The organism is Methanoregula sp. (genome assembly GCF_052325125.1).
In the GTDB taxonomy this organism is placed as follows: domain Archaea; phylum Halobacteriota; class Methanomicrobia; order Methanomicrobiales; family Methanospirillaceae; genus Methanoregula.
Map to the genome: position 1 here is coordinate 29,498 of NZ_JBKQWO010000028.1, position 16,256 is coordinate 45,753.

The 16,256-nt window shown below is 55.7% G+C and carries 17 protein-coding genes; 7 read left to right on the forward strand and 10 right to left on the reverse strand.

Annotation, left to right across the window (positions count from 1 at the left end; genetic code table 11):
• The first annotated feature begins 18 nt into the window (after positions 1 to 18).
• Positions 19 to 639 (forward strand): RAD55 family ATPase, encoded by a 621-nt coding sequence (locus tag ACLQMU_RS06650; RefSeq protein WP_422149084.1) that lies wholly within the window; start codon positions 19 to 21, stop codon positions 637 to 639.
• A 138-nt stretch (positions 640 to 777) separates the two neighbouring features.
• On the opposite strand, the gene ACLQMU_RS06655 is transcribed toward ACLQMU_RS06650, so the two are convergent.
• From ACLQMU_RS06655 to aspS, 3 genes are all read right to left on the reverse strand, one after another.
• Positions 778 to 1,020: a hypothetical protein gene (locus tag ACLQMU_RS06655; RefSeq protein ID WP_422149085.1), complete on the reverse strand. Its 243-nt coding sequence runs from the start codon at positions 1,018 to 1,020 to the stop codon at positions 778 to 780.
• 1,434 nt (positions 1,021 to 2,454) lie between these two features.
• Entirely contained in the window at positions 2,455 to 3,357 is a 903-nt protein-coding gene (locus tag ACLQMU_RS06660; protein WP_443673623.1) for a methionine synthase, read from the reverse strand.
• Complete coding sequence (gene aspS, locus ACLQMU_RS06665; protein ID WP_424040882.1) at positions 3,354 to 4,646, reverse strand: aspartate--tRNA(Asn) ligase; 1,293 nt, start codon at positions 4,644 to 4,646, stop codon at positions 3,354 to 3,356. Before aspS ends, ACLQMU_RS06660 begins: the two co-directional genes overlap by 4 nt.
• 187 nt (positions 4,647 to 4,833) lie before the next feature.
• On the opposite strand from aspS, the gene ACLQMU_RS06670 reads away from it, so the two are divergent.
• Positions 4,834 to 5,343: a hypothetical protein gene (locus tag ACLQMU_RS06670; RefSeq protein WP_422148897.1), complete on the forward strand. Its 510-nt coding sequence runs from the start codon at positions 4,834 to 4,836 to the stop codon at positions 5,341 to 5,343.
• A 140-nt stretch (positions 5,344 to 5,483) separates the two neighbouring features.
• Here the strand turns inward: ACLQMU_RS06670 and ACLQMU_RS06675 are convergent, their stop codons facing one another.
• The 4 genes from ACLQMU_RS06675 to ruvC form a co-directional block, all read right to left on the reverse strand.
• The gene (locus ACLQMU_RS06675; protein ID WP_424040883.1) at positions 5,484 to 6,398 is read right to left on the reverse strand and encodes a polyphosphate kinase 2 family protein; all 915 of its coding nucleotides are present in this window, start codon (positions 6,396 to 6,398) and stop codon (positions 5,484 to 5,486) included.
• 376 nt (positions 6,399 to 6,774) lie between these two features.
• Positions 6,775 to 7,782 (reverse strand): Holliday junction branch migration DNA helicase RuvB, encoded by a 1,008-nt coding sequence (gene ruvB / locus ACLQMU_RS06680; protein ID WP_424040884.1) that lies wholly within the window; start codon positions 7,780 to 7,782, stop codon positions 6,775 to 6,777.
• Positions 7,779 to 8,387, reverse strand: a complete 609-nt coding sequence (ruvA, locus tag ACLQMU_RS06685) for a Holliday junction branch migration protein RuvA (protein ID WP_422148900.1) — start codon at positions 8,385 to 8,387, stop codon at positions 7,779 to 7,781. The genes ruvB and ruvA overlap by 4 nt, the downstream gene beginning before the upstream one ends.
• Before the next feature lie 4 nt (positions 8,388 to 8,391).
• On the reverse strand, positions 8,392 to 8,862 hold the full coding sequence (ruvC, locus tag ACLQMU_RS06690) for a crossover junction endodeoxyribonuclease RuvC (RefSeq protein ID WP_424040885.1): 471 nt from the start codon (positions 8,860 to 8,862) through the stop codon (positions 8,392 to 8,394).
• A gap of 175 nt (positions 8,863 to 9,037) precedes the next feature.
• Between ruvC and ACLQMU_RS06695 the strand changes: the two genes are divergently transcribed.
• Both ACLQMU_RS06695 and ACLQMU_RS06700 read left to right on the forward strand, forming a co-directional pair.
• The gene (locus ACLQMU_RS06695; RefSeq protein ID WP_422149199.1) at positions 9,038 to 9,631 is read left to right on the forward strand and encodes a hypothetical protein; all 594 of its coding nucleotides are present in this window, start codon (positions 9,038 to 9,040) and stop codon (positions 9,629 to 9,631) included.
• Positions 9,632 to 9,849: 218 nt separating this feature from the next.
• Entirely contained in the window at positions 9,850 to 10,527 is a 678-nt protein-coding gene (locus ACLQMU_RS06700) for a flavodoxin family protein (RefSeq protein ID WP_422149200.1), read from the forward strand.
• 61 nt (positions 10,528 to 10,588) lie between these two features.
• On the opposite strand, the gene ACLQMU_RS06705 is transcribed toward ACLQMU_RS06700, so the two are convergent.
• The 3 genes from ACLQMU_RS06705 to cofD form a co-directional block, all read right to left on the reverse strand.
• Positions 10,589 to 11,776, reverse strand: coding sequence for a HEAT repeat domain-containing protein (locus ACLQMU_RS06705; RefSeq protein WP_443673624.1), 1,188 nt, complete (start codon positions 11,774 to 11,776; stop codon positions 10,589 to 10,591).
• A gap of 191 nt (positions 11,777 to 11,967) precedes the next feature.
• A complete protein-coding gene (locus tag ACLQMU_RS06710; RefSeq protein ID WP_422149202.1) occupies positions 11,968 to 12,909 on the reverse strand; it encodes a PEGA domain-containing protein in 942 nt (313 codons plus the stop codon).
• A 120-nt stretch (positions 12,910 to 13,029) separates the two neighbouring features.
• Complete coding sequence (gene cofD, locus ACLQMU_RS06715) at positions 13,030 to 13,932, reverse strand: 2-phospho-L-lactate transferase (RefSeq protein ID WP_424040886.1); 903 nt, start codon at positions 13,930 to 13,932, stop codon at positions 13,030 to 13,032.
• Between the two features lie 39 nt (positions 13,933 to 13,971).
• Between cofD and ACLQMU_RS06720 the strand changes: the two genes are divergently transcribed.
• The 3 genes from ACLQMU_RS06720 to ACLQMU_RS06730 all read left to right on the forward strand — a co-directional run bounded on the left by ACLQMU_RS06720 (position 13,972) and on the right by ACLQMU_RS06730 (position 16,218).
• Positions 13,972 to 15,177, forward strand: a complete 1,206-nt coding sequence (locus tag ACLQMU_RS06720) for an HD domain-containing protein (RefSeq protein ID WP_422149203.1) — start codon at positions 13,972 to 13,974, stop codon at positions 15,175 to 15,177.
• A 91-nt stretch (positions 15,178 to 15,268) separates the two neighbouring features.
• A complete protein-coding gene (locus ACLQMU_RS06725) occupies positions 15,269 to 15,754 on the forward strand; it encodes a hypothetical protein (protein WP_424039080.1) in 486 nt (161 codons plus the stop codon).
• 11 nt (positions 15,755 to 15,765) lie between these two features.
• Entirely contained in the window at positions 15,766 to 16,218 is a 453-nt protein-coding gene (locus tag ACLQMU_RS06730; protein ID WP_422148738.1) for a hypothetical protein, read from the forward strand.
• The last annotated feature ends 38 nt before the right edge of the window (positions 16,219 to 16,256 follow it).

Genomic DNA, 16,256 nt, shown 5'->3' on the forward strand with positions numbered 1-16,256 from the left:
TAGCCGGAGCATCCCGGCGTGGATACAAAAAGTCAGATTGCAGACGTTCCTGTCACCGGCAGGCCAAAGAAGCGATCGACCGGCATTGTGGGCCTCAACCTCCTTCTGGACGGGGGATTTCCCGAAGGATCCGTTATCATGGTGTACGGGACGCCGCTCGCCGGCGTCGATCTCGCGGCGATGCAGTTCTGGAAGGTGGAAGGCGAAGAAGGCACGTACCTGATGAACGACGGGGAGGTTGAGACGGATATGGTGGACGCAGCTGACCTTCACCCCGAAATGTACCTCACCCAGATGGTGGGGGGCAGGATTGTCATCGATTCTCTCTCCACGATTATCATCAAATACGGCATCGACAGCGCGCTGAAATTTATGAAGCTCGCACGCGAGGAAATGCGCAAGCGCCGTGCGAACCTGCTGTTCATCGTCTATACCAACGTACATACTCCCGTCGAGATGACACGGATCATGCGGGCAGCAGATCTTGTCATAGAACTCAAAACGGAGGTACACCAGAGCGAGATCGAGCGGACGCTTGCGGTGCACAAGATCCGCGATGCCGCCGCCCCCCAGCGTCTCCTGCCGTTTATTATTACCGAGCGGGGGATCGAGGCTTCGACGACGTCGAGAGTGGTGTAAGGGTTTTCTTCTCCTTTTTTCGTGGCTGTTGTTGTGATTTGGGGAGCCGGATTTTTTCATGCGATCTTCCATGGCTACGGAGGACTGCGGAAAGCGATTCACATGCAACTGCGGTAAAATGTAAAATCTAAAGTCCAATCACATACGCAGGAAAATAAAACCGGAAATGATCACGATTAAACACACTATGAGGAGACCTGCAAAATACGTCAAAAACATTTTCTTTAATCTTTTTCCAAGGATGAATTTATCAACATAAGTTGATTCGATTTTTTCAATCTCGACAGCAATTCCCGCAAGGATTCCACCAATAAAACCCCCTATAGTTGATCCCCCTGCAACTATGAGAGCAATACCCCAGTCACTTGGTTGGATGGTCATAATAAAGTGGATTGATTTATAGGAACTAAAAATATTGTTGAATAAATTCCACAGACCAGCATTGGAATGTAGCCCGCCGTGACCAAACGAGCACTCGCCCCCTCCGCCCCCTCGCGCTCGACGGGTGGCACGGCCACACCCGTCTCGCTAGGGGGAACAACCGGAGATCCCAATTCCCAGTTTTCTCAGCTGACACGTTGACCATCGGAAAGCCGCCCTGCCCCGCGAAGCGGGGAACTCTCACAATACGACCGAGCCCCATTCCGCCGACCGTGTGGGTCTAGCGGTGCGACCCGCGAAAGGGAGGCGGTGGTGGCGAAGGGCGGGATCGGCCACCTCGACCTCTCAAAAAATGGGTGGCCCCCCTCCCCCCACTGTGTGGTCCGCAAAAAAAGTGATCGGACCGATCAAATTCAAAACCGGTCGGGGTGACCACTCTTGTTCCAGTATCCCGGCATGCGCTTCCACTGGAGGTTCAGACGAGACAGGGTGGTCGGACCGATCAAATTCAAAATCGATCGGTCTGACCGGTTTCAAAAATGATCGGGGCGACCCTCCGCACAAACGGATCAAAGGTAGCCCCCCATCCCCCACTTTGCATTCCGCAAAAAAAGTGATCGGACCGACCGATCACAAAAGAGATCGCCCCGGCCCTGTATTCATGCGGGTAGGTGGTCCGGGTTTCCTAAAAAAATCTCCGGCTCAGTGATGGAAGATTAAAAAAAAAGATCCGGTCATGAGCTGAGGATTTTCAAAAAAAATCCGGTTGCGATCCGGCGGTTCCGGGAAAATTCCTGTCCATCCCATGGGAGGGGGGTGTACTAACCCCCCATGGACCCTGATCTGAGATATGCTATTCCGGGCCCGTATTGAGCCCGGATTCACCCTTTCGGGATCCAAACGGAGCCCGTATCGGGCTCCGTTTAAAAACAAGCCCATATTGGCCGTATTTCGGCAATCGGACGAAATAAAAAGTTCGCGTATTCGCGTTTGGAGGCCCGATCTCAGGCCCGGATGGGTTTTTGGTTGATCCCGGAAAAAGTGGCCCGTAATGGGCCTCTACGGGCCGTTTACGGGCATTATATGGGGCTCAATTTTGGCGTATTTTGGCAAACGGGGCAATTAAAACACGTATTTTCCATGCGAACCAAAAAGGAGCGTTTTACGGGCGTATTTTTCGGGTATTACCAGGGAAAAGCATAAGCAATTCCGGCATGTGCCATCATCGATCGGTTCCCGCTCGTACGGGAACACCGATCAGCAGTACGTCGATTCTTTTCTTTTTTTTTAGAATAGATCGGATCGCAAGCCCGCAAATTCCGGAAAAAAATCCGGCTCAGCAGCTGATGAGATGGGCGTGATATGCAGAAAGGATGGTGGAAATACCCGGGAATTTTTTTTACCGGCCAGCAAATCTTAAGCTGCTAACCAAAGTTACAGAGCGAGCCGCACTTCCCGGGCAGCCTCAGCCATGTTCTTGAGTTTCCAGAACGCGGACTCCCGGGACCGCATCCGCAGGCCGCAGTCGGGGTCCACGAGCAGGGATTTCGCCCCGAAGATTTCGACTCCTTTCTCAATCCGCTTTTTGATCTCTGCAACCGGCTCAACCGCCTCGACACCTGAATCCACGCAGCCGTAGCCGATCATCCGGCCCGCAAGGTCCCGGGAGCCAAAGAGGGCGAGGTTCGCGGGGTTCTTCGAGAACTCGAAGTCCAGAACGTTCACGTTGATTTTGAGGATATCGTCGATGACGGTTTCGAGCCCGCCGCAGACATGCATGCAGGTCGGGATTTTTACCGCGCCCGCGATCAGTTCCACGGCTTGCTTTCCCACGGCAAGATCGGCGACCCCGGTCGAGAAGATCGGCTCGTCGATCTGGATGAGCGTGGCGCCGGCCGCTTCGAGGTACCGGGCCTCAACGGCAAGGGCCGCCGCGAGGTCGAGGGCCAGCTCTTCCTTGTTCCGGTACATCGGCGTGCTGATGTGGAGGCCATGGGCGAGCGTGGACGGGCCGGTGATGATGCCCTTGACGTACGGCGATTTGGACCGGGCGTATTTTGTGTCCGCTGCGGTGATCGCCCCCGAGGCCGGCTGGATCTTCCCCACCACATCCTGGCCTTTGATCCCGGGCAGTTTACCGGAGAATGCCTGGATCATGTCGCCCCGGACCTGGCCGTCAGAGATAATGTCGATGCCGGCTGCGAGCTGGTCGGCAACAGCGGTCTCGACCGCAGGTTTCAGGGTATCAAAAAGGGCTTTGAGTCCGGTGCCTTTGACCACCGGGTAACTCCCCACCACCGTTGTCGCAAGGACCTTGTTGATGAAATACGCTTTCATGGCACGAGCCGGTGCATGTCTCGCGGGAAGAGGACTGCTTCACGGACGTTTGACAGCCCGAGCATGGTCATGATCAGCCGTTCAGCGCCAAGCCCCCATCCCGCGTGGGGCGGCATCCCGTACCGGAACGGGCGCAGGTAGAACTCGAAACTCTCGGGGTTGAGGCCCTTCTTTTTGATCTGCTGCACGAGCAGGTCGTACTGGTGGATGCGCTCTGCGCCGCTCGAGAGTTCCATCCTCGGGTGCATGAGGTCGAATGCCTTGCAGACGGACGGGTCGTCCTCATACGGCATCGCGTAGTAGGGCCGTATTTCGGTCGGCCAGTCGGTGATGAAGTAGTGGGCGCCCATCTCGTCGCCGATCGCGTGTTCTGCGGCGGCGGAAATGTCATCGCCATACTTGATCGGTTCGCTGCACGATCTCTGTGCGATCCCGATCGCCTCACTGTAGGGCAGCCGTGTGAACGGGGCTTTGGGCACGGCAAAGTCAGTGCATTCGAGGTTTGCCAGCTGGTCGCTGCAGGACCGGTTCACGTACTCGTAAATCTTCACGATCAGATCTTCGAGAATCTTCATGACCTCGTTATGATCTGCGTACGAGACCTCGATGTCGATACTTGTTGCCTCGTTGAGGTGCTTGGTGGTGTTGTGCTCTTCTGCCCTGAAAATCGGCCCAATCTCGCAGACCTTCTCAAAGCCGCCCGCCATCATCATCTGCTTGTAGAGCTGCGGGCTCTGGTTCAAAAACGCCTCTTTGTCGAAGTACGCGATGGGGAAGAGCTCGGTGCCGCCCTCGGTTGCGGCGGCCACGATCTTCGGGGTGGTGATGCTGATGTAGCCTTCCTTGTGGAAGAAATTGTGGGCCGCGTGCATCGCAGCGCTCCGGATCTGGAAGACTGCGGCTACCCGGGGCCGGCGCACATCGAGGAACCGGGCATCCAGCCGGGTATCGAGCTCCGCCCCGACTTTCTCAGAGACATCAAGGGGCAGCGGGGTTTCGGCAAGGCTGATGATCTCGAACGAGTCCGGAACGATCTCCCTGCCACCCGGCGCTTTTTCTACGGCTTTTACCGTGCCGGCAATCCTGACCACGGATTCCCGGGACACTTTCTTTGCAGCGTCAAGAACCGCTTCTGATACTTTCTTTTTCGGGATAGTCACCTGGATGATACCGGTCCGGTCGCGGATCAAAAAGAATGCGAGTCCCCCGAGGTCTCTCTCCTCATGGACCCATCCGCAGACTTCTGCATGGCCGGTATCGGGCGTGACTGATTGTATGGGTATACGCATCAAAATCGTAGTACAATAGGAAGGGAGGGATAATGGATTTTATGGGAAAGAGCCGGGTTCGATCGTTTGCGTACGTATGCCAAAGGGGAGCGATCCGGGACGCAGGGAGCGTGTGCGCTTCTGGCCGGAACAGGCTCCGGCCGACCTATCCTCCATGTTTATCGCCCGTCCCGGAGAACATGATAGTATGACGGACCGATCTCCCCACCCGGCCGGCCGCAGCGATGGCGGTTTGCAGAACAGAACGAAGATCATCCTGGGCATTCTTGCCGGCCTCGTGATCGTGATCGCTGTTGCCGCGGTCCTGACATTCACGATGACCGTCACCACCGGCACCTCCGGGGTGTCGCTCCCGTTTGAGACGCACTATGCGGTCTCCTTCCCGGACGGGAATGCGGTCACGATCGGGAGCAGCCGGATCGCGGTGATGGCATACAACGGCTCGGTCATCACCGAGGCAGATGGCAACCGCGAGCAGCTGGCCGTTGGCCAAACCCGAATCATCAGCCCGCGGCACGCGACGATCTCGATCTTCGGTATTCCCCTCTATAGCGCCGATTTCCAGATCACGCTGCAGTACCTGGGCTCGACCGGCACGAAGGATAATTTCGACCTGACCGTGGCGGCATCGCAGAAGATCCCGTCCTTCCTGCTTGACCGGCTGGTGCCATCGACCGTAAAGGCAACGCCGGTCTGAAGGTGTTTGCGTAAAAAAACGATCCGATATTTTTGATCTGTTCGTGGATGCCGGGACACCTCTTTTTTGGGATGTTCTTACCCATACGAGGACCGGTTCAGGCAGGCCTGGGGGAGGGACCGGGGGGACTTTAAGTCCGGCTATTCCTTCTCCAGGGTCTCCTTTGCGTCCATCAGGTGCCGGATCTGCTCATCAGAGTACTTCGGATACGAAAGATTCAGCCCTTCGATGGCCGAAGTGATAGCCTCGGCGACAATAGTGCGGGCCATCCACTTGTGATCGGCAGGCACGATAAACCACGGGGCATATTTTGTTGAAGTGGCGGCGAGCATCTCCTCGTAGGCAACCAGGTAATCGTTCCAGTACTCGCGCTCTGCGATATCCGAGACCGAGAATTTCCAGTATTTTTCCTTGTGGTCGAGCCGGTCGAGCAGCCTGAGTTTCTGCTCGTCTTTTGAGATGTGAAGGAAGAATTTCAGGACTATCGTACCGTTACGCACCAGGTGCTTTTCAAAGGCGTTGATATCCTTGTAACGGTCGTCCCAGAACCCTTCCGCATCCGGGCCGATCGTTTCCGGGAGTTCTTCCATGCGTTCAGGATGCACGTGGACGACGAGCACGTCCTCGTAGTAGGAACGGTTGAAGATGCCAATCATCCCGCGTTCGGGCAGCGCCCTCTCGTACCGCCAGAGGAAATCGTGCAGGTGATCTTCGACATCCGGCACCTTGAACGAATGCACATCGCACCCCTGGGGGTTCACACCGGACATCACGTGCCGGATCGTGCCGTCTTTTCCTGCCGTGTCCATCCCCTGGAGCACGATCAGGATGCCGTACTTGTGGGATGCGGCAAGGAGCTCCTGTGCTGCAAAGAGCTCTTTTTGATCTTTTTCCAGGACCTCTTTGAGGAGATCGTCTACCACCTCTTCAGGCTTGTTCCTGAACGATTCGTGCTGCACCCAGCCGGTTTCAAAATTTTTCAACCGGATTTTCTTTTCCGGCCCGACGATGAATTTTTTCAGGTACTTTCTGACCGCTGGCCCGCTGATGTCCATATCCCGATACCCCGGTCATCTGTTGTCTGTGAAGGTTCAAAGGATTTCTTATGCGATCCGCCTGGTGCACGTACGCACGCCCCATGGTGCCGGTGATCGGGATGAACGACCCAAAGGACAGATTAAAAAAAAAAGCCGCAAACCGGTCCGGTAATTTTTTTAAAAGTTCATGTGTGGTTCCGGCATTTTTTTTATCCCGGTTCTGACGTGACACTGGTCGTAATTGTTTGTAACCTTACCGCTGGTCGGTAAAGTTACCGCTGGGCTGCAAAGTTAAGTAGTGTGGATTTGGGGTTTTTCAGAAAACTCCGGGACCCATCCCGGGCTTTTTTGCCAAGCTGGCCCGGAACAAAACGATGGATCTCCCATCCCCCTTTCAGAACAGGGTTTTCTGGGTGTGGTTCAGCCTGAGGTGCTGTTGTGCGGCGGGCGTGGTCTCCCGGCCCTGCGGTGTCCGTTTTACAAACCCGATCTGGATGAGATAGGGTTCATAGACCTCTTCTATCGTCCTGACTTCTTCACCTACAGAGATTGCGATCGTCTTCGCCCCGACCGGGCCGCCACCGAAATCCTCTGCAATGACCGAAATGATGCGCCGGTCGATATCGTCCAGCCCGAGTTCGTCGATCTGGAGCAGTTCAAGCCCGTCCTTTGCAATATCAGCGGTGATCGTCCCGTCACCTTTTACCACGGCAAAGTCCCTCACCCTCCGCAGGAGCCGGTTACCGATTCGAGGCGTGCCCCGGCTCCGGGCGGCGATCTCTGCCGCCCCTTCCGGCGTGATCGGGATTTTTAAGATCGCCGCGCTCCGGGTCACGATCCTGACAAGGTCTTCAGGAGAATACAGGTTCAGGCGCACGATGATCCCGAACCGGTCCCGGAATGGCGAACTTAAGAGGCCCTGGCGGGTCGTCGCGCCGATCAGCGTGAAGTGTTCGAGCGTCAGCTTGATCGAGCGGGCGCTGGGCCCCTCCCCAATCATCACATCGATAAAGAAATCCTCCATTGCAGGGTAGAGGATCTCCTCGACGACCGGGTTCATGCGATGGATTTCGTCGATGAAGAGCACATCGCCCCTCTTGAGCGCGGTGAGAAGAGCTGCCATGTCCCCGGGTTTTTCGAGCACAGGGCCGGTGGTGGCCCGTATCGCCGCGCCCATCTCGCGGGCGATGATATGGGCAAGGGTGGTCTTCCCCAGGCCCGGCGGCCCGGCAAACAGGATGTGATCGATCGGCTCGCCCCGCTGCCGCGCGGCCGCGATCGCGATCCGCAGCGCATTCTTCGCCGGTTCCTGCCCGACGAATGCATCGAGCGTTGCCGGCCGTAACGTAATGTCCTCCGGATCGTCGGTGACCGGTTCCGGGGAGATCACCCGTTCGCTCACCGCTGTCCTCCCTCCCTGAGGCGCAGGAGTGCCGCCTTGATGAGGTCCTGTATCGGGGGTGAGGAGGCGAGCCCTTTGGCCGCATCCTTTACCGCATCATATGAGGCGTTCTCCTCAAACCCGAGCGAGACAAGGGCACTGGCCGCGTCCCGGATGGCCTGCTCGTTTTTCCCGGTCATGGTCGGTGCCATGGCGGCCTGCACTTTTTTCATCTTATCCCTCAGTTCGAGGATCAGCCGTTTCGCCCCCTTTTGTCCGATGCCCGAAATCCTCGTCAGGCTTTTTTCATCTTCGGAAAGGATGGCAAGGACGAAGCCCTCAAGCGTGATCTGGGAGAGGATGTTGAGGGCAATCTGCGGGCCGATGCCGGAGACACCCAGAAGGACGGCAAACATCTCGCGCTCGCTCTCGTACAAAAACCCGTACAGCGTTATTGCGTCTTCGCGTACGGCCATGTACGTGTGAAGTTTTACCGTCCCGGGCGCATGGGCGATCTCGCGGACCTCCGGTTCCGGCACGTTTACCCTATAGCCGATACCATTGACTTCCAGCACTACCCACCGGTCACCGGCCATGACAGGTTTTCCGTCCAGGTACGCGATCATTGTACTATCTCATGACGTGGATATGACATAAGGCAATCGAAAGGCCGTCTGCGGCGTCGTCAGGCTGCGGGACCTCGTCAAGGTGGAGGAGCCGGGTAATCATCTGTTGCACCTGGGCTTTGTCCGCACGGCCCGATCCGGTGACAGCCTGCTTGATCTGATTGGGCGTATACTCCGTTACCGGGATCTGCCGCTGCTCCGCTGCAAGGAGGACAATCCCCCGCACTTCGCTGACACCCATGGCCGAAGTGATATTTCTGGAAAAAAAGAGTTTCTCCATCGCAAGAGCATCCGGTGGATAGCGATCGAACAGGGACTGGAGGCCGGTGTAGATCGCGAGCAGGCGCTCTGCCGGGCGGGTCCCGGCCGGTGTCTCGATACACCCGTAGCAGACCGGAACGGTACTGCCCCGGTCCACCCGGATCACACCGTACCCGAGTCGTGCAAGCCCGGGATCGATCCCTGTGACGATCATGAACCAACGATCTCCTGGTAGTACCTAGTGTTACGACACCCGCCCATAAAACATTCTGTACGGTCACCCGTTGTAAAAGGATGGCGTTGGGCGCAGTCCCGGGGATGTGCACCGGGACATGATGAAGGATAAATTCTATCTAGGGTGGAGTATAACAGGGGAATAGTGGTGATTTATGAAGAATATCAGGCGTCCGACCTATTCATTCCTCCTCCTTGTGATCGGGCTTATCCTCGTCAACACGCTGCTGGCATGGTTTTCCCTTAAGGTTTCCCGTTTCATCAGTCCCTCTCTTCCCACCGGTGTCGCGGCAATCTATATTGCCGCCGCTTTCATGCTGATCTTTGCGCTCTGGTTTGGCATGTACGGCGTGATTGCCGCGTACGTGGGATGCTTCTTTGGCTCCGGGCTCCTTGCCGGGATGCCGGCGAGTGTAGCAGTCTACTTCTCGCTTGCAAACCTCTGGCAGGTCCTTATCCCCCTTGCCGCATTCCGCATTTTTGACGTGAATGTGGGCATTGAGTCCCGCCGCGACCTCTTCCATCTCGTCCTGTTCGGGGTGGTTCTCAACAACATTATCGGGGCGGCGTGGGGTTCGGCAGCGCTGGCAATCGGAGGGCTTATTGCATGGTCCCAGGTTGGGTCCGCGTTCACCTCATGGCTGGTGGGAAATGCTCTCATAACGATCATCATCGTCCCGCTGGTGCTCCACTATGGTACATCAGGGGTCGGGAAATCGAAAGTCTTTGTAAAAAATTACTGGTTTTAACCAGTCTTTTTGTTTTTAATATAACTGCCACGGGAACCTTGTCCGGGTGCAGGAGTTCGCAGAGCATGGAGTGGTCCATGACGCGGGTGTGCGGGCAGGCAGAACTGTCCCGTATGAGCATGATCAGATCTCAATCTGATGGTTTTTAGTGCTATCCCGATCCGGCCCCCACCTCGTGACTCATAACTTTATGTAGCCCCGGGCAGACCATTAATCCGGTGAAAACCCCTGTGAAGATTATCGGTATTAACGGGAGCCCCAAAGGAGAAAAGAGCCAGACACGCCGGCTGGTCCTGGCTGTGCTTGAAGGGGCACGGGCAGCGGGTGCTGATGTGATGTTTGTCGATATCTGCGCCCTGAAGATCCGGTATTGCACGGCGTGTGCAACCTGCTATGCAAAAGGCGAGTGTGTCCATGATGACGATATGCCGGCCCTGTACGAGAAACTGCTCGATGCCGATGGTATCGTGCTCGGCTCGCCGGTGTATATCAATTCGGTCACAGCGCAGCTCAAGACCATGCTCGACCGGATGGCAGACAGCGTCCACTGCCTGCACTTTACCGGGAAGTACGGCTGCGCGGTTTCCACTGCAGGCGGAGCGATGGCGGATGAGACTGCAGACTACATGAACTCAGCAATGCGGATGCTTGGAGCAACAACGGTTGGCACCGTGGGAGTCAACTTCATGGGAAACCCCGACCTGATTGTTCCGGCCGGGAAGAAGGCAAAGGATCTGGGCAGGAAACTGGCCGAAGCCATCCGGACTGAGTGGAAGGATCCGGCCCAGCAGGCATATTATGCAGACAGGAAAGCCCGCATGAAGCAGCTCGTGCTTGCAAACAAGGACGTGTGGACGCACGAGTTCGATCACTGGAAGGCGATGGGCTGGATCTGATATTTTCTTTTTTTATGGTATCAATAAAAATCCGGCAGGAGGAAAAAGGAAAAATTGCGATTTATGGGGGATTTCGCTTCTTGATCATTTCCAGTGCTTCGAACGCTTCGCGTCTCACGGAGACATTCTCATCAGATAAAAGGCCGGTCAGGTGGTCGGCAGCTTTCTGGTCGCCGATTTCCCCGAGAAGAAGGGCCGCCCGTTTCCTCACGTCACTCTGATCGTCCTTGAGCACCATGATGAGCGGTGTTGTTGCCGGCTGGCCAAGCATCCAGAGCGCTTCCATTGCTCCCGTTCTTGTACGGACATCCCCGTCACGGAAGACCTGCATAAGCGGGGCAATTGCAGGCACGCCAAGCGCTGCCAGTGCCTTGACTACCTCTATCCGGACTATCCGATCGGGGTCCGCAAGCGTCTCAATGAGTGAGGGAATGGCCTTCGTATTCCCTATCTGGCCCAGCACCGCCGCGGCCTCCCTGCGGATGCCCGGGTTCTGGCTGGTCAGGGAAGCGATAAGCGGCTCGACCGATGCCTCGCCAATGGTGACAAGCGCCAGTGAAGCACGGCGGGAAATATCCTCGTTTTTATCGACAAGGGCCTGGATAAGGGAAGGGATCGATGCCTGCCCCAGCGAGCAGAGTGTTGCCATCGCCGCCATCCGCACATGCTCCAGAGGATCGTTAAGACTCTCGATCAAGGGTGCTACCGCACGCTGGTCGCAAATCCTGCCCAAAGCGACGGCGGCTTCATGGCGGACCCATGGGTCGGCATCTTTAAGCGCTTCAATGATGTTGGGCACTGCATGATCCACTCCCATGACGCCGAGAGCCTGCACGGCTCCCCGGCGGATGAACGGATGGTTGTGCTTGAGCGACTGGATAAGCGGATTGACTGCAGGTTCGCTGATGAGCTGGAGTGCCCGGATGGTCTCCTGCCGGACATCCTCGCCCGGATCGGAAAGCGCCCCGATCAGCGGTACCACCGCAGGTGAACCTATCTTACCCAGAGTGTCCGCGGAGCCCCTTCTTATGATCCAGAATTCGTCTTTAAGTCCGTTGATAAGCGGCTCGATAAATGGTTCCCCGAGGTCGCCGACCGAACGGACTGCATTCCAGCGGGTGTCAAGATCACCGCTGGTGAGCGCCTTGAGGAAATTTTCGTAGCGTTCCCGCTGGGCGCGCAGTCGTGCTTCTTCCTCCTCGCGGCTTCCGGACTTGAATATGTTAAGAATTTTTTTTATGATCGCCATGGATTATCTCCCACGGGTTCAGTGTTTGTATAAAATCCTTCAAATAGGTATCGCATGCCCATTTTAAAGCCAGATCTCCCGAACCGGGTAAAAATACCCAAGTGAAACCTCGTTTACACGATTTTTGTAAATTTTTTTACGATCAAAAGCAGAAGATTTTTTTTTATAATCCCTGCGATGCACATTAACCGCTATCCACCGGTCAGCGAGATTAGCACTGAAGCAGATGCCGTGTTCTGAGCATCAGTGACAAACATAGTATAGGAGCCGGCAGGTTTTGACGGATCGAACGTATATTTATACGACCAGGTATTGTCCGCATTCAAAGGCAGGGTCGCGACACTCGCACCATTGGTATATTGTTGAGGCCCGTATAATGTCAGGCTGACACTTGTCGCGCCGGTTGTACACATCCCGGAAAACGTTACCGTGCCTCCCGGGTTTACTACAGGTGTGCTTGCAACGATGCTGACCGTCCCACCACCGACGACGGAGAATGTCGCTGTAGCTGAGGTTATTTTCTGCTGGTCGTACGCGATCATGGTATACGCCCCGGAGATCACTTTATACCCGGGGTTCCACGTGTAATTCCATGCATTCATCGCGCGGACCGGCACCTGGGCCACTTGTACGCCGTTTGTGTAGGCACCCGGCCCATAGAGCACCAGCAGGACAGAATTGCTTCCCGTACAGGTTCCGGAGAAGGCCTGTGAACCGCCAATGACGAGAAGGGTCTGGCTTTCCAGGATCGTCACGGTCGGCTGGGATACCGGGGCGGTTGTCGCGGATGCCTGTCCCTGTGAGGTTGTTCCCCCCGGGCTTTGGGCAGGCTGGACTGTCTGGGAGGCAAGTGGCGTCAGCGCGGCATAATATGTCGATGTTGCTGTTGAAACGGTGATATTTGCAGACCAGCTCTGGTAGCCGGGATCGCGGAATTCCAGCGTATGTGCCCCCACTGCTATCCCCGAGAGGGTACTTGGCGTGGTCCCCTGGTACTGGTTGTCGAGATATATCTGGGCACCTTCCGGCGAGGTTGAAAACTGGAGTGTGCCTTTACCGGATGTCTGGCCCGATGTGCACCCGGCGATGAGGATGCAGACAATTAACGCTGAAATAATGAGAATCCGCTTCATTCCGTCTCCCTTATAGTGGAGAGGTTATCATGATTATCAATTAAAATACTTGTGCAATGGTTTTTGGCCGGGATGACGGGTGGATGCGGGTGATTTTTGAAAAAATTTTCAGAAGAACGATCAGCTCTTTTGTGCCAGGTGCAGGATTTTATCCGCAAGTTCGATACTTTTTTCTTCCCCGGTCATCAGCGTATCCAGACGGATCGCGCCGTCCACCTCAACGGGATCACGGATATCATGGATAAAAAGGTCGACAAGGTCCTTGTAGCACGCCGCAGTGCCTGCTGAGGTCGCTTCAAAGCCCGAGGCTTTCATCAGGGCCGCAGCGGGACCGCTCACCGGGGCGTCCCCGATAAACGGACTTACGGCAATGACAAATTTGTCCATGAGTGCGTCTTTGATCCCCCTGCATTCAAGGATGGGCGTGATACTTGTAATAGGATTTGAAGGCCCGATAATCACGGTCCTGCTTGCTTCAAGCGCCTGCAATACCTCTTCTGAACTTGCCGGGGGCTCCTTTGAGCAGCGGACGATGTCCTGGATCGGGATATTGCCCTTGCCCCGCACCCAGTATTCCTGGTAGTGTATGAGCCCCAATTCCGTTTTTACCCGGGTAGTAACTTCGGTATCCGACATCGGAAGGACATTCTCCCGTACACCGAAACGATCGCAGAGGTTTTTGGTAATATTGGTCAGCCTCATGCCGTCACGGAGCATATCCCCCCGCACGATATGCACCGCCCGGTCCCGGTCCCCGATCCTGATAAACTCCTCAAGGCCCATCCGGGTGATCTCCTCGTGGGTGGTAAACGTGTCGTTCCTGATCCCCCACCAGGTGTCGGTGTTAAGCACACCGGCAAAGAGATACATAACGGTATCAAGATCCGGCGATATGTGGTTACCGGAGATCCAGATGTCCTCGGCAGTGTTTACCACCACCGAGATCTCGTGCCTGTCCATCACTTTCTGCATCCCGCGCAGCAGCTTCGGGGTGCCGGTCCCGCCAGAAAGGAACGTAATCATTACTCAATACTTTTATGCGATGTATATGAAGATTCTTTAGTGAATCCCAAGATCATCAAGGATCCTGTCCATGGCTATGTGGAAGTGGATGAGGAGATCCTGCCGCTCCTTGACTCTCCAGCGGTTCAGCGGCTGCGGTACATCCGCCAGCTTGGATTCTCCTACCTGGTGTATCCCGGTGCTAACCACACTCGTTTTGAACATTCGGTAGGAACGATGCATCTGGCCGGTGTCGCCTGCCGGCAGTTCGGGCTCTGCACGGAAGACCGGCAGCTGGTGCTGGTCGCGGCTCTCCTCCATGACGTGGGTCACGGCCCGTTTTCCCATGCAAGCGAACCGCTGATGGAAGCCCGGCTCGGCCGAACCCACGATGATATCGCGGAGATCGTAACTGCGCAGTTCGGCACGCAGCTGGATATGCTGGGAATTAATACATCCGATCTGTGCGCAATTGTGAAAGGAAGCCATCGTCTCTCGGGAATCATCCACGGCGATCTCGATGTAGACCGGATGGATTACCTGCTCCGCGATGCGTACTATACCGGGGCACCGTACGGCACGGTCGATGCACATCGCCTGATCAGGAACATCCACCTGACACCGGAGGGGATCGTTCTTGACGAGAACGGCATCAATGCAGCAGAATCGCTGCTCATCGCAAGGACCCTGATGCGCCCGACTGTCTACTTCCACCATGTGAGCCGGATCGGTGAATGCATGTTCCAGGTTGCAATGCTTGATCATCTGGCTACCGATCCGGCCGGCGGTCTTGAGCGGATCTGTACGCTCGATGATGCGGAATGCCTGCACGAGCTCAAACACTCAAAAAGCCCCGTTACCTGTGAGATAGCCGACCGGCTTTACAGCCGGCGGCTCTACAAGCGGGCCGTTTATGCCGGGCAGGACCAGATCAATGTGGCGGTGTTTCAGTCCGGCTGGTCGGTTGAACAGTCACGGCAGGTTGCAGAGGATATTGCCGGAATGGCAGGGTGCCGGGCGACCGATGTGCTTGTTGATATTCCTCCGGTGCCCGGGGATATGTCCCTGGAAGTTCAGGTAAAAAACCGGCATGCCATTGTGGGTTTTGCCGAGTTATCCCCCCGGCTCCGGACCCTCAACCAGACCCGGCGCGAGCAGTGGCGGTTAGGTGTGTACACCCTTCCGGCGCACCGCGATGCGGTTGCCGATGCAGCGGCCGAAATACTGCATATAAAAAAGCCTACCCGGCAGGATACCCTTTTCTGATCACCTCCTCTCGGTGCCTGACGGAGGGTCCTGTCAAATCCTTTTGCAAAACAAGAAACTCTAATACCCGGCATTTCCAACACTTTCCGTTATGAAAATATACCTGGTCTCTGGCATGTTTCTTGTCATCATGGGCGTTATGGTTGCAGGGTGCACGACCGGCAGCCCGGGCGGGCAGAGCATGCCGGTAACCCCGGTACCGTCTGTCCGGGTTGAAGAGACAACAGCGGCCTTAACCGCAACTCAGCCTACCTTTGCCCTCGGGGATCACTACCTCCAGAAAACCTATAATTTTCAGAATGAGAGCGATACTGTTACCGAGCAGGTACGGATTGACAATCAGTCGTGGGGTATCGGGTTTAACATTACCGCACTCAGCAAAGATCCCAAGTCTTGCTGGTTCGAAATGACCGTGACCAGTATTGATTCCCGGAAGAACCAGACATTCGGCTATGGCCGGACATATCCTTATGATACCCTCCAACAATATCCGATGTACAATCCCGGTCTCTACAAAATTGAGATGACGGGAAACCTTGTCAATGTGAAACTGGATGTGGCAAAAAGGCTCCCCTGAGGTGAAGTGAAATGGTTGATAGTAGCGGCGACTTGTTTGTTATTACTGGCGGTGTAGTCATCGTCATTGTCGTACTGGTGGTATCCTTTCTCAAGCTCCGTACTGCGGAACGCAGGATGCATGAAAGCAGCTACAAACTTAAGGCTTATACGGATCTGTTGAATGCCGTGACCGAGATCAACCTTTCCGGTGGGGACAGCTACAAGATGGATATCGCGAAAAAGAACCTGGCACTCACGCTCAACCGGCTCAACCTGATCGCAAGTTCCGGCGTGCTCAAAAGCGTCAATGACCTTCTTGACTTCCTCAACGAGCACAAGGAAAAGGACTTTGATACCCTCCGGCTCCATAATATCCTTAATACCCTCGTTATTGAAGCCCGGCGGGATCTCAATCCATCACATGCCCGCAGGGTAGAGGAGTCCCGGGTACGGTACCGCTTCTTTGCGCCGGTGCGGAAGTAAATTCACCTTTTTTTCGGATTTTCTCCAGCCATTTTGGC

Excerpts from the sequence above, each read along its gene's own strand:
- ACLQMU_RS06655 (WP_422149085.1), bottom strand. The coding sequence starts at position 1,020 with ATGACCATCCAACCAAGTGACTGGGGTATTGCTCTCATAGTTGCAGGG.
- ACLQMU_RS06660 (WP_443673623.1), bottom strand. The coding sequence starts at position 3,357 with ATGAAAGCGTATTTCATCAACAAGGTCCTTGCGACAACGGTGGTGGGG.
- aspS (WP_424040882.1), bottom strand. The coding sequence starts at position 4,646 with ATGCGTATACCCATACAATCAGTCACGCCCGATACCGGCCATGCAGAA.
- ACLQMU_RS06670 (WP_422148897.1), top strand. The coding sequence starts at position 4,834 with ATGACGGACCGATCTCCCCACCCGGCCGGCCGCAGCGATGGCGGTTTG.
- ACLQMU_RS06675 (WP_424040883.1), bottom strand. The coding sequence starts at position 6,398 with ATGGACATCAGCGGGCCAGCGGTCAGAAAGTACCTGAAAAAATTCATC.
- ruvA (WP_422148900.1), bottom strand. The coding sequence starts at position 8,387 with ATGATCGCGTACCTGGACGGAAAACCTGTCATGGCCGGTGACCGGTGG.
- ruvC (WP_424040885.1), bottom strand. The coding sequence starts at position 8,862 with ATGATCGTCACAGGGATCGATCCCGGGCTTGCACGACTCGGGTACGGT.
- ACLQMU_RS06695 (WP_422149199.1), top strand. The coding sequence starts at position 9,038 with ATGAAGAATATCAGGCGTCCGACCTATTCATTCCTCCTCCTTGTGATC.
- ACLQMU_RS06705 (WP_443673624.1), bottom strand. The coding sequence starts at position 11,776 with ATGGCGATCATAAAAAAAATTCTTAACATATTCAAGTCCGGAAGCCGC.
- ACLQMU_RS06710 (WP_422149202.1), bottom strand. The coding sequence starts at position 12,909 with ATGAAGCGGATTCTCATTATTTCAGCGTTAATTGTCTGCATCCTCATC.
- cofD (WP_424040886.1), bottom strand. The coding sequence starts at position 13,932 with ATGATTACGTTCCTTTCTGGCGGGACCGGCACCCCGAAGCTGCTGCGC.
- ACLQMU_RS06725 (WP_424039080.1), top strand. The coding sequence starts at position 15,269 with ATGAAAATATACCTGGTCTCTGGCATGTTTCTTGTCATCATGGGCGTT.
- ACLQMU_RS06730 (WP_422148738.1), top strand. The coding sequence starts at position 15,766 with ATGGTTGATAGTAGCGGCGACTTGTTTGTTATTACTGGCGGTGTAGTC.